The 22,640-nt window shown below is 58.8% G+C and carries 22 protein-coding genes; 10 read left to right on the top strand and 12 right to left on the bottom strand.

The window, feature by feature from the left end; translation table 11 throughout:
• Positions 1–147: 147 nt before the first annotated feature.
• The 4 genes from Q0139_RS03405 to Q0139_RS03390 form a co-directional block, all read right to left on the bottom strand.
• Positions 148–1,416: a tetratricopeptide repeat protein gene (locus tag Q0139_RS03405; RefSeq protein WP_298017310.1), complete on the bottom strand. Its 1,269-nt coding sequence runs from the start codon at positions 1,414–1,416 to the stop codon at positions 148–150.
• A 179-nt stretch (positions 1,417–1,595) separates the two neighbouring features.
• Positions 1,596–2,480 (bottom strand): DUF1295 domain-containing protein, encoded by an 885-nt coding sequence (locus Q0139_RS03400; protein ID WP_298017308.1) that lies wholly within the window; start codon positions 2,478–2,480, stop codon positions 1,596–1,598.
• Positions 2,477–3,712 (bottom strand): acetyl-CoA acetyltransferase, encoded by a 1,236-nt coding sequence (locus tag Q0139_RS03395; protein WP_298017306.1) that lies wholly within the window; start codon positions 3,710–3,712, stop codon positions 2,477–2,479. Before Q0139_RS03395 ends, Q0139_RS03400 begins: the two co-directional genes overlap by 4 nt.
• A gap of 30 nt (positions 3,713–3,742) precedes the next feature.
• On the bottom strand, positions 3,743–5,197 hold the full coding sequence (locus Q0139_RS03390; RefSeq protein WP_298017304.1) for a carotenoid oxygenase family protein: 1,455 nt from the start codon (positions 5,195–5,197) through the stop codon (positions 3,743–3,745).
• Between the two features lie 287 nt (positions 5,198–5,484).
• Here Q0139_RS03390 and Q0139_RS03385 point away from each other — a divergent pair, with 287 nt between their 5' ends.
• Positions 5,485–5,832: a DUF1232 domain-containing protein gene (locus tag Q0139_RS03385; protein WP_298017301.1), complete on the top strand. Its 348-nt coding sequence runs from the start codon at positions 5,485–5,487 to the stop codon at positions 5,830–5,832.
• A 136-nt stretch (positions 5,833–5,968) separates the two neighbouring features.
• On the opposite strand, the gene Q0139_RS03380 is transcribed toward Q0139_RS03385, so the two are convergent.
• Positions 5,969–6,910, bottom strand: coding sequence for an endonuclease/exonuclease/phosphatase family protein (locus tag Q0139_RS03380; protein WP_298017298.1), 942 nt, complete (start codon positions 6,908–6,910; stop codon positions 5,969–5,971).
• A gap of 382 nt (positions 6,911–7,292) precedes the next feature.
• On the opposite strand from Q0139_RS03380, the gene Q0139_RS03375 reads away from it, so the two are divergent.
• The gene (locus Q0139_RS03375; protein WP_298017295.1) at positions 7,293–7,472 is read left to right on the top strand and encodes a hypothetical protein; all 180 of its coding nucleotides are present in this window, start codon (positions 7,293–7,295) and stop codon (positions 7,470–7,472) included.
• A 3-nt stretch (positions 7,473–7,475) separates the two neighbouring features.
• On the opposite strand, the gene Q0139_RS03370 is transcribed toward Q0139_RS03375, so the two are convergent.
• From Q0139_RS03370 to Q0139_RS03360, 3 genes are all read right to left on the bottom strand, one after another.
• Entirely contained in the window at positions 7,476–7,781 is a 306-nt protein-coding gene (locus Q0139_RS03370) for a hypothetical protein (RefSeq protein ID WP_298017292.1), read from the bottom strand.
• A gap of 821 nt (positions 7,782–8,602) precedes the next feature.
• Positions 8,603–9,067: a PA2169 family four-helix-bundle protein gene (locus tag Q0139_RS03365; RefSeq protein WP_298017288.1), complete on the bottom strand. Its 465-nt coding sequence runs from the start codon at positions 9,065–9,067 to the stop codon at positions 8,603–8,605.
• Positions 9,068–9,173: 106 nt separating this feature from the next.
• The gene (locus Q0139_RS03360; protein ID WP_298017285.1) at positions 9,174–9,683 is read right to left on the bottom strand and encodes a hemerythrin domain-containing protein; all 510 of its coding nucleotides are present in this window, start codon (positions 9,681–9,683) and stop codon (positions 9,174–9,176) included.
• Between the two features lie 311 nt (positions 9,684–9,994).
• Here Q0139_RS03360 and Q0139_RS03355 point away from each other — a divergent pair, with 311 nt between their 5' ends.
• From Q0139_RS03355 to trxB, 6 genes are all read left to right on the top strand, one after another.
• Positions 9,995–10,546, top strand: coding sequence for a cupin domain-containing protein (locus tag Q0139_RS03355; RefSeq protein ID WP_298017282.1), 552 nt, complete (start codon positions 9,995–9,997; stop codon positions 10,544–10,546).
• Positions 10,547–10,571: 25 nt separating this feature from the next.
• The gene (locus Q0139_RS03350) at positions 10,572–11,165 is read left to right on the top strand and encodes a DUF1579 family protein (protein ID WP_298017279.1); all 594 of its coding nucleotides are present in this window, start codon (positions 10,572–10,574) and stop codon (positions 11,163–11,165) included.
• 1,103 nt (positions 11,166–12,268) lie between these two features.
• Positions 12,269–13,579: a S41 family peptidase gene (locus Q0139_RS03345; protein ID WP_298017276.1), complete on the top strand. Its 1,311-nt coding sequence runs from the start codon at positions 12,269–12,271 to the stop codon at positions 13,577–13,579.
• Between the two features lie 373 nt (positions 13,580–13,952).
• Positions 13,953–14,762, top strand: a complete 810-nt coding sequence (locus Q0139_RS03340; protein ID WP_298017273.1) for an alpha/beta hydrolase — start codon at positions 13,953–13,955, stop codon at positions 14,760–14,762.
• Between the two features lie 85 nt (positions 14,763–14,847).
• A complete protein-coding gene (locus tag Q0139_RS03335; RefSeq protein ID WP_298017270.1) occupies positions 14,848–15,864 on the top strand; it encodes a HAMP domain-containing sensor histidine kinase in 1,017 nt (338 codons plus the stop codon).
• A 172-nt stretch (positions 15,865–16,036) separates the two neighbouring features.
• A complete protein-coding gene (gene trxB, locus Q0139_RS03330; protein ID WP_298017324.1) occupies positions 16,037–16,990 on the top strand; it encodes a thioredoxin-disulfide reductase in 954 nt (317 codons plus the stop codon).
• An 18-nt stretch (positions 16,991–17,008) separates the two neighbouring features.
• Here the strand turns inward: trxB and Q0139_RS03325 are convergent, their stop codons facing one another.
• Genes Q0139_RS03325 through Q0139_RS03310 form a run of 4 tightly spaced genes read right to left on the bottom strand, consistent with a single transcriptional unit; the run spans position 17,009 to position 19,812 of the window.
• Positions 17,009–17,827, bottom strand: a complete 819-nt coding sequence (locus tag Q0139_RS03325; RefSeq protein ID WP_298017267.1) for a hydrolase 1, exosortase A system-associated — start codon at positions 17,825–17,827, stop codon at positions 17,009–17,011.
• Positions 17,827–18,519 carry a hypothetical protein gene (locus tag Q0139_RS03320; RefSeq protein WP_298017264.1) on the bottom strand — a complete coding sequence of 231 codons (693 nt, stop codon included), beginning with the start codon at positions 18,517–18,519 and terminating at the stop codon, positions 17,827–17,829. Before Q0139_RS03320 ends, Q0139_RS03325 begins: the two co-directional genes overlap by 1 nt.
• Positions 18,516–18,788, bottom strand: a complete 273-nt coding sequence (locus Q0139_RS03315; protein ID WP_298017261.1) for an acyl carrier protein — start codon at positions 18,786–18,788, stop codon at positions 18,516–18,518. The genes Q0139_RS03320 and Q0139_RS03315 overlap by 4 nt, the downstream gene beginning before the upstream one ends.
• Positions 18,789–18,819: 31 nt before the next feature.
• A complete protein-coding gene (locus Q0139_RS03310; protein WP_298017258.1) occupies positions 18,820–19,812 on the bottom strand; it encodes a GNAT family N-acetyltransferase in 993 nt (330 codons plus the stop codon).
• Between the two features lie 61 nt (positions 19,813–19,873).
• Between Q0139_RS03310 and Q0139_RS03305 the strand changes: the two genes are divergently transcribed.
• Positions 19,874–21,382, top strand: a complete 1,509-nt coding sequence (locus Q0139_RS03305) for an acyl-CoA ligase (AMP-forming), exosortase A system-associated (protein WP_298017255.1) — start codon at positions 19,874–19,876, stop codon at positions 21,380–21,382.
• The gene (locus Q0139_RS03300) at positions 21,379–22,626 is read left to right on the top strand and encodes a pyridoxal-dependent decarboxylase, exosortase A system-associated (protein ID WP_298017252.1); all 1,248 of its coding nucleotides are present in this window, start codon (positions 21,379–21,381) and stop codon (positions 22,624–22,626) included. The genes Q0139_RS03305 and Q0139_RS03300 overlap by 4 nt, the downstream gene beginning before the upstream one ends.
• Positions 22,627–22,640 lie beyond the last annotated feature (14 nt).

Below are 22,640 nucleotides of genomic sequence, written 5' to 3'. Positions count from 1 at the left end.
GAGTGGACAATACCGTCGGTGCAAACATGTCCGGCGGGGTTTGGCTGGTAACGGACTGTCCGGTTCCGGCCCCGTGGTTAGGAAAACCGCGCTTCCGCAAACGACCCAAATGAGGACACTGGTCCAAAGGTCGCCTTTTGGCCTGATCTATCTTCGTCTGGCCCGCATTCCTTCGAGCAACAGCCGGGCAGGCGTGATCGAGGTCGGCTCGACGCCTGACAAGTTTAGGCGGCAGAGCACCAGGGCATGAAGCGAGCGAAGTGTGCCGGGGTGCTCAAGGCCGAGCTGATGAATTCGTCCATTGGCAGCATCGCGAAGCAACGGCTCGGCAAGGTGACCTTGTCCTCGCATTAGATGAAGGCGACCCAAGCTTGCAGCAGCACGCAGAGTGTATGGATGAGTGACACCCAATATCTGGCGACGGCCTTCGAGTGTCGATTGCATCAGGGGTTCAGCTTCATCGTAGCGCGCGCGATTGAAATAGAATGTGGCCAGATTTCCCTGTGCAGTTAGTGTGTCCGGATGGAGTGCGCCCAATGCCTGTTCGCGGCCGCTAAGCGCCCGGACCATGAACTGTTCCGCATCATCGTCACGGCCCTGTGCTTCATAGAAGACGCCAAGGTTGGCGACCGTCTCTAAAGTCTGGACGTGGAGGGGGCCAAGAGTGGTTTGCCTCCCTTCAAGTGCCCGGAGGTAGAGGCTTTCCGCCTCGGCCGACCGGTCCTGCACCGCATGGAGCGTGGCAAGGTTGTGAACGGCCAGAAGCGTCGCGGGATCATCAGCACCGAGCAGAGCTTCGAAGCCCTCAAGCGCACGGAAATAAAGGGGCTCAGCCTCTGCAAAGCGCCCTTGTGAATAATACAGGACGCCCAAGCCGTTTATCGCATTAATCGTAAGCGAGTTGCGATTTCCCAATGTCGTCTCAAGCCTCGGAATGGCCTCCCTGTAGGTGGTCTCTGCAGCATCATATTCGCCTGCGTTCGACAGCGAAGTGGCAAGGTTTGTCATCGCTACCAGCGTAGCTCTATGATCCGGTCCGAAGCGGCCAATTCTTCGCTGGTAGACCTGCTCGAACAGTTGGGCGGCTTCGGCATAGCGCCCTGCACGTGCCACAGCGGCAGCAACGTTATTCAGCGCAAGAAGGGTCTCGGGATGTTCAGGGCCGTGTGAAGCCTCGATGAGCTGAAACGCGCGCCGATAGCTTTGCTCGGCAGCAGCGAAAGACCCTGCAGCTGTAAACTCTTGGCCTTCCCGACTGAGGCGCGCTGCCTCATTGGAGATTTGCGCTGCCTGTTTCACTCCGTGGGACCAAATATTGGCCGGTCTGGAATGGGCCGCAGCCGGTCGCGGTCCTAATTGCGCGAGAAGCATCAGGCCGAGGATTGCACAAATCTGCTGGTAAGCCGTCTTCAGCATACATCCTCGCCAAGCGTGCGAAGTGCACTGACGTTACACCATCCGAATTCGTTTCGCACCTGGTCACGAAATACTTCGACAGGGAGCCCTTGGATTTTGGCACCCGGGACGGCGAGGTCACCCCCGAGACTTGCCGATCTCATGACTGCTCCTCAAGCGGCGCTGGGACAGCTTGTGCTCTATGCGTGTGGAGGCATGGGAATGAGCACCGATGTCCGGTGCCGATAGGCGTGATAGTCCGGATCGTCGCCCCACTTTCTCTGGCCTGCCGCATCGAGCATGTTGATCCCGCTGACCCTTGTCAGCAGCAGCGCGATCAACAGCGGTGATGCGAGCACGAGCCAGGACCAACCCGAAAGCAATGGAAGCGCGATCACGACTGCACCGACCCACATCATGATTTCGCCGAAATAGTTGGGATGCTGGGACCAAGACCACAGGCCGGTTGTGATGAACCGGTCTGCATTCGCCGGATCGGCCCGGAAAACGGACTTCTGGTGATCCGCGATCACTTCGATCAGGAAGGCCGCGAGCCAGATCACCGACCCTGTCCAGAAGAACACACCGATCGGCGCCGGGTCCGCGGCCGAGATCACGACGATGGCGGAGGATGCGGTGAAGATGGTCCAGAGCGCCTGAATCGTCCACACGCTGAAGAAGCGCGGCGGATTGATCTTGATCTTCTCGAACCGCGCGTCGGTCCCGCCGCTGGCGCCGATGCGCCTGAACAGGAACAAGCCCAGGCGTGTCGCCCAGATGGCGACCATGGCGGCCAGCACGATGGCGCGCAGATCGAGCGGTGCCGACAGCCAACAGGCGGCACCGACGATCGACAGAAAGGTAATCGATCCCGTAAGATCGTAGAACTTGTCCGACTGGGCGATCGCAGCGGGGACGAAGGCCATCCAATTGATCAGGAAGGCAAACGCTGCACAAACGACGAAAACCGAAGTCCCGAAGGCATGGACGCCGTTGCCCCCAGCAAGCCAGGCGAAACCCATGCCCAGTCCCGTCGCGACCGCCGCTACTATAAGATTGCGCGGCGCATTCTTGTAGGTCGTCACGCCCCGCTGCCCACGACGAAGCTGCAATTGGTCGTCCCCGAACCGCCGACGTTGAATGTTGCGACGGTCTTCGCATCGTCGACCTGAAAATTCCCGGCGGTGCCCGTCGTCTGACGCATGGCGTCTAGCACCATGCGCACGCCGGTCGCGCCCACCGGATGGCCAATGCCCATCAGCCCGCCCGACGCGTTCACCGGAATCGCACCTCCCGGTGCGACACGGCCATCCTCTATTGCCTGCCATGCCTTGCCCGGCTCGGTGATGCCGAAATGCTCGATCGCGATATATTCGTTGATCGTGAAACAATCGTGCGTTTCGATGGCATCGATCTGGCTGATGTCCTCGATCCCGGCGCGCGCATAGGCATCGGTAATCGCCTTGCGGGTCCAAGGGAGCAAATAGGGCGATTGCTGGTTCGCCTTCAGTTTTGCCTCCATCAGCATCGGCGCGGTGGTGTGGCCCCAGCCCTTGATCCGGGCGAGCCTTTCGAGCGGTATGCCGCGCGCATCGGTATATTGCCGCGCCTTTGCCTCCGATGCGAGGAACAATGTCGCCGCGCCATCGGTGATCTGGCTGCAATCCTGCCGTCGCATCCAGCCTTCGACAACCGGATTAAGCTCTTCGTCTTCAGCGAAATGCTCGTCGGTCAGCGTCCAGTTTCGCGTCTGGGCATTCGGATTGCGCTGCGCATTGCCGAAATTGATCTTGGCGATTTCCTTGAGATGGTCGTGATCGAGGCCGTGGCGCGCATGATATTCCTGCGCCAGATCGGAGAACATTGCCGGCCAGACGAAGGTCGCATCGGTCGCTTCTTCACCGACCCAGACCGCCGCGCCGAGATGATCGCCGGCGATCTTGCCCGGCACGTTGCGCATATATTCGATGCCGAGGACGAGCGCGCAGTCGTAGCGGCCAGCCTCGATATCTGCCATCGCCGCGAGAATCGCGAGCGATCCCGAGGCGCAAGCGCCTTCGTGCCGCGAAGCCGGAATTCCGGCAAGGTCAGAGTGCACATGGCCGAGAAATCCGCCCAGCATACCCTGCCCGGTGAAAAGCTCGCCGACGAAATTGCCGACATGGGCAACTTCGATGTCCTCGGGATCGATCTCCGCGGAGGCAAAGGCTCCTTCGACGCCGTCTTTGAGCAGGTGGAAGATCGTCAGGCCATCGCGGGAATAGTTACGCGCAAAATCCGTCTGGTATCCGCCGAGGATGAAGATGTCGCTCGCCATGACTTTGCTCCTTTGCCGTAGCCCGAGAATTTACAGGTCGCGCGCCTCGGCCCAGGTCGCGTGTGTTCCGGAACAGATGCGATGCGGCAGGATTACCTGGCAGAGCGGCCCCTGCTCCAAATCTCTCGCGTCGTAGACGACACATTCCGAGCGGTCGCGTTTCATGTCGGTGACGAAGCTGACCAGATAGCCATCGTCTTCCTCGATTGCGCCCTTGCGTGGAACGAACGGCGCTTCGGAGCCGAAGCGACCCTCGCCGAACAGCACCTTTTCGGCGGTCGGCGCCTTAAGGTCGTGTTTCACAAGCCCGTCGAACAGAAACCACCCCTTTTTACCATGGGCGCTATACACATAGCGGTGTTCGCGGCCGTAACGGTCCGGGTTGATGTTGCCGAATTCGACATGCTCCTGATCGCAGACGCGTGCCTCGGCCGTCTCGCCCGTCTTCAGGTTGAAGCGCCAGCGATGCAAATGCGGCCTCAACGAGTGGAGATCGATGCTCGCGGCAAGTAGCTTGTATCTGTCGCCCATGGATTCGAGCGGCGGCGGCAGCGGGCCTTTCTGAAAATAGCCTTCGAGCACGACTTCATCGCCATCTTCCCAGCAGTTGGTCCAGTGCAGAACATAGGTCGGCTCGGCTTCGAACCACATCACATCTTCGGGCGAACCGTATCGCGGCAGCACGGCGAAACGCGACTTCATGCCCTCGACGAATTGCGGCACGAAATAGCCGTTCTCCAGCGCCTCGGGGATCGGGAAGAGCGGGAAATCGTTCAGCACCGAATAATTGTCAGAAATCGCCATGTCGTGCGGCAGCCGCGTTCCCGGCAATTCGATAGGGATATAGTGCTTCAGCTCATTGTCGGCCCCGACAACGCCATAATGCATGTAGGGCGCCGTGCCGCCATAGTTGAAGAACATCAGTTCGCCCGTCGTCGCATCCAGCTTGGGATGGGCGGACAGGCCATCGACGGGCGTCCATTCCTCAATGCCCAGCGTGTCCAGCGTTTCGGGGTCGAGCAAATAGCCTTCGCCGCACTGCCAGAAGGTCGATAGAATCTTGCCGTTGCGGACGAGCACGTCAGTGGAAGAGCTGTCGCGCAGATGTGACGCGATACCGCATCCGGGCCGTTTCGACTTGGCGGTCGGCTCCATGAAGCCCGCCCACAGCGCTTCGCCAGCTTCGGCTTCAGCCTCGAAGTCCTTGGTCCGGACAAAGCGGTTCTTGTATTCTGCCGTGCCGTTCGAGAAGCGCATCATATGCAGCATCCCATCACCATCGAACGGGTGGTAACGGCCGATCGGCTGGTGCACGGGGTTCTCGGTGTTACGGACATAGATGCCGTCCAGATCGGCGGGAATAGTGCCGATCACCTCCATGTCCGACGCATCGTGTTCCTCGAAATTCGGTGCCCAGGCACCATTGAGATAGGGATGGTCGGACGGCTTGAGCGACGGCTCGATGCGGTTGATGATCTGGTTCATGGACTTGCCCCTCTCATCGCAAGTTCATTTGAGCGATAGCCATGGCCTTCTTTGAGTCAATAACGGCGAGCGAATGTCATGCCGTCAGGCGGCGCGGAGTTCGCTTCCCCACCCAGAAGCGGAACTCAATTGCGCTTTGCGCTGAGCCGAAGACCGGTCAGGCTGCTGTGTCGGATCGCCAGCTGAAGCCGGCCGGTCGGCTAACGACCCGTTGGTGTATCTCCCAGACATTCGTTACGTTCACCCGTATGATTATCGAGCGCCTAAATAAATGGGCGAAACGAGTAATGCGCGATGTAGTGGCCTTGTGGCTTGCGGCCCGCGATTCACGAGTCCCATGGCATGCCAAGGCGATTGCTGCCGCGGTTGCCGCTTACGCATTATCTCCCATCGACTTGATACCTGATTTTGTCCCTGTGCTCGGCTATCTCGATGATCTGCTGCTTGTTCCCCTAGGCATTCTCCTTGCTGTAAAGCTGATACCTGCACCGGTCATGGCTGACCTTCGCGGTAAAGCTATTGGCCACCGCAAGCAGACATCGAAGGCTGGGCTGATTGCAGTTCTGCTGGCATGGTTAGCTTTCGTTGCCCTTGTCGTCTACTCGGCTTGGGCGAATATAGCCGCCAAGATTTGATCTCCGCTTTCCACCCATGAGCGGAACTTGGGCTATTGCAGCGTTCAGCCGGAAAGCGGTCGGGCTGCTATATCGCGTGGCGATTCTAAACCGGCCGGTCAGCAATCGACCCAATTGCAGACATTTCAGCGAGCGTTCACGTAGGGGCGCAGATATTGGCAAGAATCCCGCGATGGTCGGAGCCGTTGTCCGGCAGTATTTCAAACGAAACGACCTCAAGTTCACCCTTCACCAATAGTTGGTCTAAGGGCCAGCCTAAAAGGAGCACGTCTGCAGGGAAGGTCGGGTAAGTTCCTCGACCGATGCGCGGATCGCGCCAATCGCCTGTTGAACGAAATTCCGTGGTAGTGCGCGACCAGGGAACGTCGTTGAAATCCCCCATCACAAAGGCGTCAGGCAGGCGGTCGGGCGTCTGCACACCGGCATTAGCGATGTTCTCGTCGCGCAGTTCGGTGTTCCAGTCCGGCAGAGGCGGTTTCGGGTGCAACCCTATGAATTCGATCGGTCGCGATTCTGCGGGTTGCAGAGTTGCGTAGAGCGTGGGCGTATCGCGGTGGGTGTTTTCGACCACGTTGGTTCTTACCACAGGCAGCCTGGTGGCAAATACCAGTCCGAAGGCGTCGGGTTGCGGATGCCGGTCTACATGGTCGTATTCTGACAGCAGGGGCTCGAGGTTTTCAACCCAGCGGCTATCCGTCTCCATCAGGAACAAGAGATCCGGATCGTGCCGTCGCACTTGATTTATAATCAGCGCATATTGCTCGTTTTCGACCTTCACATTGACAGACATCGCGGAGAAGCACTGCTTTGCTGCGGCTTCTCCTTCCTGCTCGCCGAGGGCAAGCTGCGTCTCGGCAAGGAAAGAGTATGGCCAGATCCGCCAGAAATTGATCACTATCACGAGGACGCAGGCCGCGATCGTCATCCACCGTCGCGATCCACCAAGGAGTAGCGAGAGCAACAGTAGGAGCCCCGCCAGATACGACATCGGCTCGCGCACGAGATCAAGCGCGCGAATAAACCACTTGTCGCTTGGGATGAGCGAAATCAGCACCGCCGCGAGCATCGCAATGGCCATGGTGAAAAATGCAATTCTGATTATCTTCATATCGGCTTACCTTGAACCGAATTAGCGATCGGTGAGACGACAAGTTCCGTTACCCCCTTTCCCCTGATCGGTTCGATCGCGCGATAATGGGGAACTGGCGCAGGCAGTAGGTGCCGCCGGGGAGGGCAACCAGTGAGCCGTTACAGGCTCGACATGACCGAAGAGGAACTGAAAGGCGCGCCGACATTCGGCGAGCAGGACCGCGACCGCGCCTATGATCGCGATTATCAGACGACGGTCTACGAATATTGAACAGTCAGGCCCTATTGGTAGGATTGCGATCTTGCCACCCCCAAAGCCCCCGCCCGCCGAGGCGGGAGCTTTTCACTGCACTCCCGACAGGAGCATAGCCATGAGCAATTCCGACGCCGGAAAAATTCCCGAAAAAGAACCAGGCAAGAAATCGCCGCCCACCGATCCGGTCGGCGATCTGACGCCCGATGAAAAGCGCGGGACCACGGGCCTCAAGCCGCAGGATCAGAAAAACAATCCGCTCAAGGAACCGGTGGAAGGCAAGAAGCGCCGGGGCTAAGGCCTAGACATCCTCTCTCGGTGTCACATGCGCGATCAGGCTGCGCACGGTCTGGTAAAGCAACACCACGGTTCCCACCAGCAGCGCGCTCAACGCGACCACACCGGCATAGAGAATCTTGTAAAGCATCGGATACCATTGCGGCGACATGTTATCGAATTCGGCTACCGGCATGGCGAGCAGGAGCAATAGCCCGACCGCACCGGCCAGCGAAAACGCCGCGAGTTTACTGACCAGCGCGATCCGATGGTAGATGGGTGTATCGAAATCCTGATCGACCCGGTTGACCAGGCCGACAAGCGTCAACATCAGCGCAAGGATGGCGGAAGCCTTTCATTCGAGAAACCCGCTGCCTTCTGATATCGGCTGCGAACAGCGGACCGAAGCGGTTCCACCAGTGCTGCACCGTCTCATGGCAGATATCGATACCGCGCTCGGCGAGCAGGTCCTTCACGTTCCGCAAGCTGAGCGGGAAGCGCACATACATCATCACCACCAGCCGGATGACCTCAGGCGAGGAATTGAAGTAGCGGAACGGGCTGGCAGGCTTCTTCGATAGGGGCATCGCAACCGGATAGCCAGTTCGCTCAATCCGTCAACGCTGAGGCCGTACCCGCGAAGGTCCATTTGCTCTGACAGCGCCCCGCCGAGTTTAAGCGACACCGTCTCGCGTGACTCAAACGGAAGACGCTCCCCGGTAGGCGAGGTCATCCAGCCTTCGCCCCCCACTCGCCGACCATCCAAGCAAAGGGCGCCATGCGTTCATGAGGAGTGGATCGTTCTCCAACTTGCTCCTCCACAACATCTGTTGCCGCTACCGACAATTGGGCAGCCATTGCTAATAGGAACGCTAAATGGTGGCGCATCAAGATCCCCCTAATCCCAACCGTTACGCACTCGGGTATGACTACCAAACGGGTTCTTCTTTGTCGAAACGCAATTCTGTCGAGGATACAGCGGCACACGATCCGGTCGTTGCCATCATCTCGGCTCGCGTACAGCTCGGCCAAATTATAGATGCGCGCGTACCTCGCAGCTGACCTTACCCAGCATTCGTACCAAAAAGGGGAAACGTGAGGCCCCTGACATGTAGGAGGGGACGGACCTCATAGGGGCCCGTCCCGATAACATCAGTCGTATTCATGTGCGATCATGTCACCGAACCGTTCGCCGGCACGAATCTCCGCATAGCACTCTTCGACAATTGTCCGTTCGATCGAATTGAGATTTCCCTGTTCGAGTGCTGCTTTGAATTTGCCCGCGATATAGTCCTCGCCCTCTTCGACCCGCTCGGCAGCAGCCTCGTCGCCATTTTCGAAAAGGTTTGAGATTTCCGTCCACAGCCTGTGAGCGGCACCGGTGACCGTTCCCTGGGTTACCAGTTCATCTCCTTCGGATTGAAGATGGAAATTTAGCCTTTCGAGCGTTTTCTCGCGTTGTTCAAGCCGATCCTGCAGGGCTGATTTGAGCGCGGCACTTTTCGCCTTGTCGGCGGCTTTGCGATAGCCTTCGACAGAATCGAATGTGGTGTCGGTCAGCGATTTGAACGTTGAAGATGCCATTGGGAAATCCTTTCCTTTGATGTTGCTACACATTGGCAACGTATAAATACGGCATAGGTTTCTATGGGTTGCGTGGGGCCGGGGGTTCTGTCGACCTCAGAACAACCGATTCCGTCGCTCACTTTCCAGATCGAAATTCCTAGGCGGTGGTTAGCTCGGCACGCGGCAGGCCTTGCTTTTCGGCCTGCGCTTTGAGTTCTTCCTTGCGGGTTATCAGCTTCTCACCAAGCGCATGGAGGTCGACGTCGGCAGCGCGCGCCTGCTGGAACATATTGTCGCGCTGCTTTTCCTCTTCCTCCACATGGTGCTCGATCTGCTCTTTGAGCACCGTCACCCTGGCGTCGTAAAACTCTTCATCGGGTCCGCCTTCGGCAATCTGGTTGATGAGCACCTTTGCACCATCGTGCTCGACATAGGCCTCTTTGAGCAAGTCCTGGTCGATCTTGCCTTCGAGTGCGGGGTAAAAAATCTCTTCCTCGATCTGCGCATGGATCTTCAGTTCGGTGCAGATTTTCTCTGCAATCTCGCGCTTGCGATCGGTGCCTGAGGCATTTTCGTATTTCTCGAACAGGTCCTCGACCGTCCGATGGTCGCTCGAGAGAATATGGGTCGCGTCAGTATCGCGCTGTTCACTCGCTTGCGTTGTCATGGCTGTTCCTCATCCAAGTGCGCCAACAGTCTTCAACAAAGCTCGAGGTTTTCGATCTGAAAGCGGACATCTAGCTCTGGCTGCTCTGCAACCGTCAACTCGCGAGCAACTGAAGGTGCATCGCGACGAGGTCGAAAACACACCTAAATCGCGGTCACTCACGAGCGACTTCGGTTTGCCGCATGTGTTCCGCTGCTGGGTAGCCTGTGTGACGCCAACCTCGTCGGTTCCTGTGCAATTCGGACAAAGATTATGGTATGAGACCGGTGCTGATCAGCGAATGATCGCTCGCATCGGAGAAAGACGGCGGCATGAAAACATTCTTTTCTGCGCTAACCATATTGGTGGCCTTGCCAAGCCTCGCACAATCACACCCGATTGAAAGTGATACAACCTCTTCTTCAGCGGGCGGTCCACTCATATTGGCGCCTCACGACGGTGAGGCGCTGCTTTTCCCCGATGGACGCAGTGCGATCCTAAAAGTGACGACTGAAAACAGCGGTGCAACCGGATTGATGGTCGGAACGGAACATATACCTGATGGCACCGGAATCCCGGTTCATATTCACGATGGTTATGAAGAAGTTATCTTCGTGCACGAGGGGCGTCCCACGCTCACTCTGGGATCGACGCAAGCGGAAGCTGAACCGGGAACATTGATGGTCATCCCCCCAGGCACCCGGCACGGCGTTTCCAGCGACGGGGAAAGCGACAGCACGATACTGTTTATTTTTCCCGAGCCCGATATTGCAAATTTCTTTCGGGAGGTCGGCGCGCAACCGGGCGAACCGCCGCCACAATTGTCGCCCGAAGACTGGCAACGCATCTTGTCGCAACATCAGATGAGGGCAGCCGAGGACTAGGGAATAAGGTGGGTTGATTGCGATCATGGCACAGCAATTGAATGCAAAAACCTTACTCTTGGCGACGACCCTGCTGCTCTTCTGCACGGATGCCGGAGGTGCCGTTGGAACTCAGGCAGAAGCGTTCATCGCGGACCGGCGCTCGTCAACGGACCTGCAACAGCAGCATGATCATTTGGCGGCCATGGCTGGGCGGTATACGTTAAGCTCGACGGTCTGGTTTTCACCCGACGTCGATCCCGTTGACACCGAGTTGGCAGCCACCCGGTCAATTGTTCTGGGCGGCAGAGTCTTGGAGTTGCACGTGGAGGGGCTTGCGGAAGTCAATGATGCGTTCGAAGGCCGGGGCTTCACCGGATACGATACGTCGTTGCAGCAACATTGGTATGTTTGGATGGATACAACCGGCACCGGTGTCGCTACGCTGCATGGTAGGCTGGCAGCCGACGGCACCGGTCAACTTGAAGGCAGCGTAACAAACAGAATTGTCGGCCAATCCACTCCGTTGCGTGTCCAGATTCATCGGGAAGGAAATGCAGAGATCCACGATTACTTTTCTCCCGATATGGGAGGAGAGGAAGCGCGCTGGATGCGGCTTGTTTATCGACCGTTACGATAGTCGACCGGAAAGCTACCAATCGGGAGGAATTGGGATGATTAATAACGGGAGCGCGAATCCCTCAATCCAAAATGGCGACAAGTGCACCGTCGTCGGCGGTGTTCATCAAGGCAAGGCCGGCGTAGTGGAAGATTTGCACGAGAGCAGTGGGGGAAACTGGACGCTGACGGTTCGACAGCCAAATGGCGATCGGTTCAAGACACTCGCAAAAAATGTTCGGACACAGACGGAATAAACGAGCACCAGCTCCTCGGTGCGTTGGGCTGCCGCAGTCTCTCTTGAACGTAACCGTAGAAAGGGGCCAGTGCCCGTTCGCAAATCAATCGCTCGCTGAATCTCAACGGAAATTGCAAATTTTAATCATTGGTAGCTATCCTGCAGCGCGATGCATGAACGACCCAGAGTGCAGGAGCATGTCAAACCGCGCAGGCAAGCGGGGCTGGCGCGACATGGCAAAAGCCATTCGTCCGCCAGTCGCTTGTCTCAGGTTTCAACTACTGGCGAGCCGGGTATTTTGTATGATCGGCCAACGTCTCGAGGCGAATTGATCGGCCTGGCAGTTGTAAACGTGGCGTTGCTTATAATTTTGGTTATCGCCGAACCATGGTTTTGAACCGCACCCGGTTTTGCCGCCACGCCAAGGCTTCGCTTCGATGTTCGCTTTCCCACCCAACAACGGAACCTTACCGCGTTCAACGGCGAGCTGGATGGCGGCCCGGCTGGTGTATCCTGGCGAAAACCAAAACCGGTCGGTCAGCAAACGTCCCAATAGCAGACGCTAGCGTAGGGCCCATATGATGACTGCAGAGCGCCCCATGTCAGACATTCGAGGGGCTTTGCGGTCCTCCTGGAAGCGGACCGGCAGCTTGCCTGTGTTCCTCGAAATGTGCGATGTCTGCACTGGGTGGATGACAGACGTGGGATGTCTGCACTGGGTGGATGACAGACGTTCGTTACAAAGTTGTCCATGGTCCGCCAATGGGCCGGTTGGCGGCGTGTGTCGAAATCACTTCAACCTTCGTCGAGACTATCGCGGATCGGACCGGTGCACCGTTGCGGCAGCCCAAATTCCGATCTAGCTTTTTTCGGGAGGTGATTTGAATATGCGATTTGCTGTGATTTGGTTGGCCGCGCTGGTGCTCGCCCTTTCACCATCTCACGCACAACAGATGAATTCGCGCATCGTCGCAAACGACGTCGCCGCGCTTATCGAAACAAATTTCTACAATGAGGCGCGAGCCGAAGCGATCTCTGGTGAATTACGCGCGGCGAGTGCAGCGGGCACATGGGATTCCATATCCGACCCGCGGGAACTCGCTACCGCACTGACCAACTTTCTGACCCCGCATGATCGGCATTTCGACGTCTCTTGGTCGCCGCGCAGCCGAGATTCGGAAACTGTCGTGTCAAGGGATCAGAGAGGACAGCTACTCTACGGAATTGAAGACGCCGTCCGTCGATCCGGATTTGGATTTCGCGAGGTTAAAATACTACCGGGCAATATAGGATATATCGATATGGCCTCGTTCGCCAACATCGATTTCAATAATGTTGACGATCCAGCCTTGCGGAGCGCCAAGGGAGCACTGGATCTCGTGTCACACACCGACGCTACGATCATCGATCTCCGGGACAACTTTGGTGGATCTCCATGGATGGTCGGGTATCTGATTAGCGCATTTACGGAGCCAGGCGCCTTGGTGCACAGTATATACCAGTCGCGATCGGGCCGGGAAGATAGAATGCCAGTTGTCCCCTACCCGGCGCCTCGCGTCGATGTTCCGCTCTACATCTTGATCAGTGCTAGAACGCGACCCGCTCCCGAAGCGTTGGCTTATTCGCTGCAGGCTGTGGGTCGTGCCACCATAATCGGCGAGCCCTCCAGTGGTGCCGCGAATCCGGGGGGCGTATTCGACGCGGGAAGCGGATTTGAAGTTTTCATCTCGATAGGTTCGACGATCAACCCGATCACTGGCACAAATTGGGAAGGCGTGGGAGTCCTTCCCGATGTTGCCACTTCCGCCGATGATGCGTTGCGACGCGGCCAGATTCTTGCCCTGGATGCGGCATTAGAAAGCGGAAACGCGGTCTATCAGCTCGATTGGGCATGGGCGCGGTCGGCTCTTGATGAACGTAGCGTTCCCGAGATGGATCTGTCTGATTTTGAAGGCATATACGGCCGGTTGGTCGTCATTCTAAGCGAAACGGGCTTGGAAGTTCAGGTTGGAAGCAGGCCAGCACGAGCGCTCGTGCCGATTGATAACGATCTGTTCTACAGCGCCGAAAATCCGCTCCGGCGTTATCGGTTCATACGAGACGACAATGGCCGCATTGAAAAACTCGAAATATCGCATTCCGATGGCACATTTACGAGCATAGATCGGCGGCGCGAGGATCTGGCCCGCCAACCATAGCCGCTAAACCGGTAGAGCTATGTAGCCTCCCGGCAAAACCGGCCCAAGCACAGACGTTTTAGTGGCTACGAGTCCATGTCCGCTTTCCACCCAAAACCAGACGCCCGCCGGATAAGAGAGTATCGCCAAGAGCCGACGCTACAAACCATTTAAGTCTACGTAGACGCGTCTACGCACGTTTCCGTTGGGTTCATAATCTGCGGCTCCGCTACTCCGTGCTCACATTTTTCATATCTATGAAAAGGATGTGGACTTCGAGGGCGAGGAGGGACGATGTTGAAGGCCACCTATCAAAAACCGAGCATTGGCTCTCACCAATCCATAACTTCATCGCAGTTTGCGAAATCTGCAAAGAGTTCTAGAACCCCCGAGCATGGGGGATGATCTCGTTCTAACTCGAAACAATGTGTCGGTGCGCGGCAGCGAGGGACGAGCGCTAGTTTTTGCTCACGGCTTCGGCTGTGATCAACACATGTGGAAGGACGTCGCGCGCAAATTCGAGGCAGACTTTCAAGTCGTGCTTTTCGATCACGTAGGTGCTGGGCACTCAGATTTATCTGCGTACGATTCAGCCAAGTATTCGACGCTCAATGGCTATGCGTCAGATCTGGTCGAGATCGGGGACGCGCTTGACCTTCGGAATGCTGTAGTCATTGGACATTCTGTCAGCGCCATGATCGGCGCCCTCGCTTCGATCAAGGGACCGGATCTTTTTAGCGAGATCGTGATGGTCGGCCCATCGCCCCGTTACATCGACGACGACGATTACGTGGGAGGCTTCTCAAATACGCAGATCGAAGAATTGATAAGCTTCCTCGATGAGAACCACCTCGGCTGGTCGGCGGCAATGGCACCCCAGATTATGGGCAACGACGATAGACCGGAATTGGGTGAACGGTTGACGAAATCGTTTTGCGCAACCGACCCGGACATCGCTCGTGAATTCGCTAGGGTGACATTCTACGGAGATAACCGGAAGGATCTGCCGGACGTCACCGCACGGACCCTCATTCTTCAATGCCAGCAAGACATCATCGCTCCAGAAGTAGTCGGGCAATATGTCCACGCCAAATTGCCGAACAGCGAATACAGGTTGCTTCGCGCGACCGGGCACTGCCCTAATCTTAGTGCGCCAGACGAGGTAACTAACGCGATCCGTGACTTCCTCAGATATTCCAACTGAGAACCTAGCGGAGCTCTATGACGAAGCTCCGTGCGGGTATCTCTCAGTCACTCCGGATGCGCGGATTGCGAAGGTGAATCAAACTTTGGCCGACTGGTTGGACTGCTCACCGGACGACTTGGTGGGCAAGCAGGTCCATACGATCCTGTCGTTCGGTGGCAAGATCGCTTTCGAGACGCATCTCGCACCGATGCTGCGGCTGCAAGGCGAAGCTCACGAGATCGCGTTCGACCTGCAACTTGGTGACGCTGACAAGATTCCCGTTATTGGGAATGCCAAGGAGAAGCGGGGACCGAACGGGGAGCACCTGTTTACCCGGCTCACGCTGTTTAAAGCGACCGAACGATTGAAATTCGAGCGCTCGTTGGTCGAGGCTAGGGTCAGGGCTGAAGAGCGGTTTAAGAATGAACACTCGCAACTGGAGCTGCGGGATCAATTCATTGCCGTTCTCGGTCATGATCTGCGCAATCCGCTCGCGGCGATAGCGGCTGGGACGCGGATATTGGAGCGACATGCAGAAGCGGACGAACGCACATCGACCGTAATAGGGGAGATGAGGAAAAGTCTCGTGCGCGCTAGTGACCTGATCGACGACGTGCTCGATTTCGCCAGGGGGCGGTTGGGGACGGGCATCCCGCTCGACTACTCAAACAAAGACAGTCTAGCAGACGTTTTGCATCACGTGGTCCAAGAGATAACAGCCGTCGCTACTGATGTAGAAATTAATTGCCAACTTTGGGATTTGGAAGAGGTCGATTGCGATACCCACCGAATTGGACAGCTTGTTTCTAACCTCCTGGCTAATGCAGTCAGATATGGAGATCGGTCCAAACCTATTGTGCTAGAAGCGCGGGTCGAACGCGATCAATTGCACCTTGGTGTTGTCAATCAGGGCGACCCAATCCCTGAAGCGGCTCGCGAAAAGCTTTTCATGCCCTTCCAGCGTGGGGAGGTTTCAAATCGCGAGAAGGGCTTGGGTTTGGGCCTTTTCATCGTGAAGGAAATCGCTCAGGCTCACGGTGGTGAAGTGCGGGTGTTCTCTGACCGCTCTGAAACTCGCTTCGAATTAACTATGCCGAAATGTGTGGCACAATCGATGTAGACGCGTCTCCGCGATGTTTCCGTTAAAATCATAATCCGCGTGTCGGGGGTTCGAGTCCCTCCTCCGCTACCAATTTCCTCTTTCCGGGGATCAAGCAATGGCTGCGCGCCTGTCGCTTGCGCAGCGGCGGGGCGAGGCTATCTCGTCCGGCACAACCACGCAGGACGAGACCATGGCCGACCATAAATCCAGAATGCTGATCCTCGGTTCCGGCCCCGCCGGCCTTTCCGCCGCCATCTATGCCGCGCGCGCCAATATGGAGCCGATCGTCATCCAGGGCGTAGAACCCGGCGGGCAGCTGATGACGACGACGGAGGTCGAAAACTATCCGGGCTTCGCCGACATCATCCAGGGTCCCTGGCTGATGGAGCAGATGCAGAAGCAGGCGGAAAATTGCGGCGCCAAGCTCGTCTGGGACAATATCAGCGGAGTCGATTTTTCGGAGCGTCCGTTCAAGCTGATGGGCGATGGCGGCGATGTTTATCATGGCGATGTTGTCGTGATCGCGACGGGCGCGCAGGCGCGCTGGCTGGGCCTTGAGAGCGAGACGCTGCTGCGCGGCAAGGGGCTTTCGGCCTGTGCCACGTGCGACGGCTTTTTCTTCAAGGGCAAGAAGATCGCGGTCATCGGCGGCGGCAATACGGCGGTCGAGGAAGCGCTCTACCTTACCAATCACAGCGACGATGTGACGCTGATCCATCGCCGCGATTCGCTGCGCGCCGAAAAGGTGCTGCAGGACCGGCTTTTCGATCATCCGAATATCAGCGTGATGTGGGACAAGACGGTGGACAAGTTTGTGGGCGACGGCGATCCGCTCGGCCTCGTCGCCATCGATCTCAAGGACACGAAGACCGATGCGATCACGCAGATCGACGCGGAAGGCGCGTTCGTCGCCATCGGCCACGATCCCGCGACAAGCCTGTTCAAGGGGCATCTCGATCTCGACGACGACAACTACATCCAGGTCGCGACGGGCAGCACACGGACGAGCGTTCCGGGCGTGTTTGCCTGCGGTGACGTCATGGACAAGATCTACCGTCAGGCCGTCACGGCGGCCGGGACGGGCTGCATGGCGGCACTCGATGCCGAGCGTTTCCTGACAGGATCTGCTGATCACGCCTGGTAGGCGCGATCGCAGGCGGCTCTATGCGGCCTTAAACCGCTCCAGCGCCGACAGGCAGCTATCGCGCAGCCGTTCGAAATTGCCGTCATGCGCGAAACTGTGGGCGTCGGTATCGATCAGGTCGCAGGTGAAGCGCGGTTCCGATGAAAGAGCCTGCATCGCGCCCTTTCGCCATTCGTGATCGAAGGCGATCGCCGTCGCATCGCCCTCGGCGAGCACGACATGAGCGGGCAGGGGCCCTGACGCCATGGCAGCGGCCGTGCGCTCCGCCAGGCTGCCGGCGCCTTCGGACTTGGGCTTCCTGACGATCTTCATGACGCCGCGGACGGCCTTTCGGTAATCGATCCCGCCCGTCAGCAGGCGCTTCCAGCCATCAAGGCTCATCAATTGCTCACGATAATGTTTGCCGATGGCGGCAGGCGGCGGCTCGTTCGCCTGCGCCTCGACGACCCAGGGATTGGCGAGGATCATGCCGTCCAGCCCAGCCGCCGCGCCGTGCAAGGCCAGCGCCGTCGCGCCGTCGCACAGGCCATAGCCGATCACGCTGCGGACGGACGGGCATTTCTCCCGCAAAGCGCTTGCCGCTGCGCGGATTTCGGGGAGGGTGTCTTCGAAGCCCGGATCTTCGCCCGAACTATCGCCAACACCCCGGCGGTCGAAACGCAGGCAGGGATAGCCGGCCTCTGTCAGCGCCGCAGAGAGCTGTGCAAAGCCCCGATGTGCGCCGATACGCGTCTGACCGCCGCCGATGACCATGAGAACGCCGGTCTCGCCATCCGCGGCGTCCAGCGTGGCGCCGAGCCAATCTTCTTCACATGGAATGGCAAACAGGTTGCGCATCAGGCTAACCAATCGACGATTTTATTGGCGAGCGCGCGCGAGAATTCCGGTGATCCGCTCGGTTCGGCACGCCGCCAGACCGGCGTGCCGTCGATCTTGAAATCGGCGTCGGGAACGTCGCTTTCCAAACGGCCGGTGGTGACATCGGCGCGCTCGGGCAGATCGGCGTCGCGGAGCGCGCGGGCGAGCGCGACCGGCACCGGATAACCGCCGAGCATGGTCGGTCCGGTCTCGAACACGGCCTTCTGCGCTACTGCGTCGAAACCCTTGTCCGTAACGCCGCGCGCGCGGATCAGGTCGCGGATCAGGTTTTTCCCGGCAACGGGCGCAAAGCGCATCGCTTTTACGGTACTGCAGTCGTCGAGCAGGCATCCGCCGCGGAGCGAGAAAATGCCGGAAAACTGCTGCTCCTGGACGAGTGACGTCATGGCGTCACGCCAGTCCTCCCAATCAGTGGCATCGATCGTCTGAAGGCTTTCGCCCGTGCCGAGCAGATCGGGAAGCACGCTGAGGATCCCGGCGACCGCGAGGTCGCGCATCATGTCGGTCAGCAGTTTTCGGGAGCGATTGAGCTCCTCGAGCAGGGGCGGAAGGATCAGCAGCCGCGGACCGTTCTCCGGCCCCAGTTCGAGCATCCATTCGCGCCCGTCGCGCCAGGCATATTCGCGATAGCGCGGCTCAGGCGGGCTCACTGGAGCGCCTTGTCTCGCGAAAAGACGAGGAGATTGCCGTAAGTTTCAAGCATTTCCGCTTCGAATTCGTCATCGTCGATCCAGATGCCGAGCCGTTCCTCGATTTCCGTGAGCAATCCGGCGACCGCCATCGAATCGAGCTCCGGAATCGCGCCGAAAAGCTCGGTTCCCTCGTCGAACTTGCCGACTTCGTCCGCACTCAGCCCCAGCACGTCGACAAGCACCGCCCGCAGCGTTTGATCGACCTTTTCGGCTCCGGTTGACGTCATGAAATTTCCTCACGCCCTGTTTGCGGCTCGCCTAGCCTTGTGCGCCGCGCCGGACAAGGCCGGAAATCAGGCGCTTCGCCAGGGCAAACCATGCACCGGGGCGGCGCGGATTGAACATTTCGATGCGATAGAGCGTCCGGACTTCGTCCATCCAATCGGCTTTGTAGGGCTCGCTGCCCGTCCCATAGTCGATAATGGCGGGCGCATCCTGTTCGATGACATGCCGAAACATCGCCTCTCCAAGGATCGAACCGGGCGAAAGCTTCTTCGAGGCTTCGGTATAGGCGAGCTTGTGGATCGTCGCCTGACCGTTTTCGACCGTCCATAGCTGAGCGGCTACCGGTTCGCCGTCGATATACCCGACGCCCAGCCTGAGTGTCCCGGCTTTTCCTTCCGTCTCTGCGAAGTCGCGCATGAAGGGCCAGCTGCCTTCCTCGCCTTTCCAGCTCTGCGCGTAGATCGTCCGATAATCGTCCCATGCGGCCTCGTCGAACGTCCGATGGATACGAATGTCGAGATTCGCCTTTTTCGCCTTGCGTTTGACCGTGTTGCGCAGCCGGCTCGGCCGGCTCGCCCAATAGGTCTCGAAGTCGTTCGGCATGCGATGGAACCAGTTTTCGGTCTTCGGTTCGACGAACACTTTCCAACCCGCATTCCGAAATGCTCGGGCGATCGGTTCGGGGTCGCCGACGGGCGAGAGTTCGATACGCGCGAGATGCTTGAGGTTGCGCGCCAATGCCTCGGTCGACGCTTCGGTCTCGCCCTCGCCGGAAAGACCGAAATCCAGCGTATACCAGCTTGCCAGCGCTTGGGCGCCGCCAGGCTTGCGATCGAGGAAGAGCCAGGCGCTTCCCTTGGCGTTGCGCGCCCTGGCCACCAATGGCGCATGCGGGTTTCCGTCTTTGACGGTGCGGCGATACCATTCGAGCCGATTGTAGAGACCGGGTTGCTTCGCACGGTCGAGCGCGCCGTCCGCATCGGCGGCGACGGCGTCGAGCGTATCGAATAACTTTACGTCAACCATCTTGGCGCTATCCCGGGCGCCGCACGACGCGGCAATTCGAAACGGGACCTAACGCCAAGCGATGACGAAAGACTTAAATCCCGAGCCCAAGCCGCTCGACCATCTGACGTTGCGCGGCGCGCGCGATGCGATCGCGCTGACGGACAAGACGGGCAGCATGACGCATGGCCAACTCGATGCCGCCGTAGGCGCGATGGCGTCATGGCTGGCGGGGCAGGGGCTCATTCCGGGCGATCGCGTCGCGAGCTGGCTCAACAAGACGCGGCTCGCCTGCATCATGCCGCTGGCCGCCGCGCGGGCGGGTTTGGTGCATGTCCCGGTCAATCCGCTGCTGAAACGGGCGCAAGTCGCGCATATCTTGGCCGATAGCGGAGCCAAGCTGCTCATCGCTGGTGCGAGTCGCCTTAGATCTTTGGAAGAAGGCGACGTGCCGACCGGCTGCCGCACGGCCGATGAAGGTGACGTCGCCCTTGTGGGTGACGCGATGACGCCGTCCAATGCTTCACCCGACGAACTGGCGGCGATTCTCTACACATCGGGCTCGACCGGGCGGCCCAAGGGTGTGATGCTCAGCCATGCCAATATGTGGCTCGGTGCCGTCAGTGTGGCGCATTATCTTGGGCTTGCGGCGGACGACCGGACGTTGTGCGTATTGCCCTTCAGCTTCGACTATGGACAGAATCAGCTGCTTTCCAGCTGGTATGCCGGGGCAAGCGTCATCCCGTTCGATTATCTGATGCCGCGCGACGTGATGAAGGCGGTTGGCCGCTATGACGTCACTGTTCTTGCAGGCGTCCCGCCGCTCTGGGTGCAGCTTGTCGACTTCGAATGGGAGGATGACGTCGCAAGACAGCTCCGCACGCTCACCAATTCCGGCGGCAAGCTGCCCGTGCCGCTGGTACGAAAGATGCGTGACACCTGGCCTGCGGCGCGCATTCACTCCATGTACGGGCTGACCGAAGCGTTTCGCTCCACCACCCTCGATCCCGAGCTGCTGGATGCGATGCCCGAAAGCATCGGCCGGGCTATTCCCTTTGCCGAAACCATGGTCGTCGCGCCGGATGGCAGCGAAGCGGCGCCGGACGAACCGGGCGAACTCGTCCATGCGGGCCCGCTCGTCGCACAAGGCTATTGGCAGGATCCCGAGCGCACGGCGATCCGCTTCAAACCGGCGCCCTCATTTTCCGAATATGGCGGCACGGCCGTTTGGTCGGGCGATACGGTCATACGCGATGCGGAAGGTTTTCTGCGCTTCGTCGGCCGCGATGATTCGATGATAAAAACCGCCGGGAACCGCGTGAGCCCCAGCGAAATCGAAGATGCCGCTGTCGCCAGTGCTATGGTTGCAGAGGCCGTGGCATTCGGGGTGCCCGACGAGCGACTGGGCGCGGCCATCAAGCTGGTGGTCCGGGGCAGCGATGGCGTGCAGGACGAAGCGCTCAGACGCTATTTGAAAGCCGAATTGCCGAATTTCATGCAGCCGCGCGACATTGTGTGGCAGGACGAACTGCCGCGCAATCCGAACGGAAAGCTGGACCGAACGGCCATCGAGAAGGAATTCGCCGCATGAAGCCGATCGGCCCCATTCCACTGGCCTTCGCAAATCAGCGGGGCGAATTGCGGATCGGCGGCTTCACCGTATCCGAATTGGCCGGAAAGGCGGGGAAAACGCCATTCTACGCCTATGATCTCGACCTCGCGACGGCGCAGGTCGAGCGGTTTCGTGGAGCAATCCCTGAAGCCGTGCACCTGCATTTTGCTGTGAAGGCCAATCCTCATCCGGCTGTCATAAAACATTTTATTCCGATCACCGATGGCTTGGACATGGCTTCGGGCGGCGAGCTGGCCACCGTTCGCGATTGCGGCGCGGCTATGGATGACGTCAGCTTTGCCGGCCCCGGCAAGCGCGACGAAGAGATCGAACTGGCGCTCACGCTCGGCGCAACGCTCAATCTGGAATCGGAAACCGAAGCGGATCGGGCGTTGGCAGCGGCTGAACGGGTTGGCGTCACGCCGCGACTGGCCATCCGCGTCAATCCCGATTTCGAGCTGAAGGGGTCGGGGATGAGCATGGGCGGCGGCGCCAAGCCCTTCGGCATCGACCAGGATCGCGTGCCCGCGCTCGGGCGCAAACTGCTCGATGCCGGTGCCGACTGGCGCGGTTTCCATATCTATTCGGGCAGCCAGTCGCTCGACGCCGGCGCGATTGCAGACTGTCAGGCCGCCAGTATCGCATTGGCGGCACACCTGGCGGACGAGATCGGAAAAGCGCCGGAAACCGTGAATCTCGGCGGGGGTTTCGGCATTCCCTATACGGCGAACGATACGCCGCTCGACGTCGATGCGGTCGGCATGACGCTCGATGACGCCTTGACGTCGCGCCCCGATATTCTCCGCGACACGCAGTTCATGATCGAACTCGGCCGCTGGCTGATCGGTGAGGCGGGCGTCTATGTCGCGCAAATCCTCGACCGCAAGCAAAGCAAGGACGAGATATTCCTCGTCACCGATGGCGGGATGCACCACCATCTCGCCGCAACCGGCAATTTCGGTATGGTGATGAAGCGCAACTATCCCGTTGCGATCGCCAGCCAAATGGGTGCCGAGCCGGTCGAAACCGCCTCGATCGTCGGCCCGCTTTGCACGCCCCTCGACCGCCTTGCCAACCAGATCGCCGTGCCGCGCGCGGACATCGGCGATTTCGTCGCCGTCTTCGCCTCGGGCGCATATGGTTTAAGCGCCAGCCCGCAAAACTTCCTCAGCCATCCCAATGCCGCAGAGATCGTGGTTAAGGGCGGAAAAGTAACCATTTAGCTCAACGCGATTTT

Source organism: uncultured Parasphingopyxis sp. (genome assembly GCF_937129435.1).
Lineage (GTDB): Bacteria > Pseudomonadota > Alphaproteobacteria > Sphingomonadales > Sphingomonadaceae > Parasphingopyxis.
This window is presented reverse-complemented; position numbering and strand designations above follow the sequence as displayed.

Excerpts from the sequence above, each read along its gene's own strand:
- Q0139_RS03405 (WP_298017310.1), bottom strand. The coding sequence starts at position 1,416 with ATGCTGAAGACGGCTTACCAGCAGATTTGTGCAATCCTCGGCCTGATG.
- Q0139_RS03395 (WP_298017306.1), bottom strand. The coding sequence starts at position 3,712 with ATGGCGAGCGACATCTTCATCCTCGGCGGATACCAGACGGATTTTGCG.
- Q0139_RS03390 (WP_298017304.1), bottom strand. The coding sequence starts at position 5,197 with ATGAACCAGATCATCAACCGCATCGAGCCGTCGCTCAAGCCGTCCGAC.
- Q0139_RS03385 (WP_298017301.1), top strand. The coding sequence starts at position 5,485 with ATGCGCGATGTAGTGGCCTTGTGGCTTGCGGCCCGCGATTCACGAGTC.
- Q0139_RS03380 (WP_298017298.1), bottom strand. The coding sequence starts at position 6,910 with ATGGCCATTGCGATGCTCGCGGCGGTGCTGATTTCGCTCATCCCAAGC.
- Q0139_RS03375 (WP_298017295.1), top strand. The coding sequence starts at position 7,293 with ATGAGCAATTCCGACGCCGGAAAAATTCCCGAAAAAGAACCAGGCAAG.
- Q0139_RS03370 (WP_298017292.1), bottom strand. The coding sequence starts at position 7,781 with ATGTTGACGCTTGTCGGCCTGGTCAACCGGGTCGATCAGGATTTCGAT.
- Q0139_RS03365 (WP_298017288.1), bottom strand. The coding sequence starts at position 9,067 with ATGTGTAGCAACATCAAAGGAAAGGATTTCCCAATGGCATCTTCAACG.
- Q0139_RS03360 (WP_298017285.1), bottom strand. The coding sequence starts at position 9,683 with ATGACAACGCAAGCGAGTGAACAGCGCGATACTGACGCGACCCATATT.
- Q0139_RS03355 (WP_298017282.1), top strand. The coding sequence starts at position 9,995 with ATGAAAACATTCTTTTCTGCGCTAACCATATTGGTGGCCTTGCCAAGC.
- Q0139_RS03350 (WP_298017279.1), top strand. The coding sequence starts at position 10,572 with ATGGCACAGCAATTGAATGCAAAAACCTTACTCTTGGCGACGACCCTG.
- Q0139_RS03345 (WP_298017276.1), top strand. The coding sequence starts at position 12,269 with ATGCGATTTGCTGTGATTTGGTTGGCCGCGCTGGTGCTCGCCCTTTCA.
- Q0139_RS03340 (WP_298017273.1), top strand. The coding sequence starts at position 13,953 with ATGGGGGATGATCTCGTTCTAACTCGAAACAATGTGTCGGTGCGCGGC.
- trxB (WP_298017324.1), top strand. The coding sequence starts at position 16,037 with ATGGCCGACCATAAATCCAGAATGCTGATCCTCGGTTCCGGCCCCGCC.
- Q0139_RS03325 (WP_298017267.1), bottom strand. The coding sequence starts at position 17,827 with ATGCGCAACCTGTTTGCCATTCCATGTGAAGAAGATTGGCTCGGCGCC.
- Q0139_RS03315 (WP_298017261.1), bottom strand. The coding sequence starts at position 18,788 with ATGACGTCAACCGGAGCCGAAAAGGTCGATCAAACGCTGCGGGCGGTG.
- Q0139_RS03310 (WP_298017258.1), bottom strand. The coding sequence starts at position 19,812 with ATGGTTGACGTAAAGTTATTCGATACGCTCGACGCCGTCGCCGCCGAT.
- Q0139_RS03305 (WP_298017255.1), top strand. The coding sequence starts at position 19,874 with ATGACGAAAGACTTAAATCCCGAGCCCAAGCCGCTCGACCATCTGACG.
- Q0139_RS03300 (WP_298017252.1), top strand. The coding sequence starts at position 21,379 with ATGAAGCCGATCGGCCCCATTCCACTGGCCTTCGCAAATCAGCGGGGC.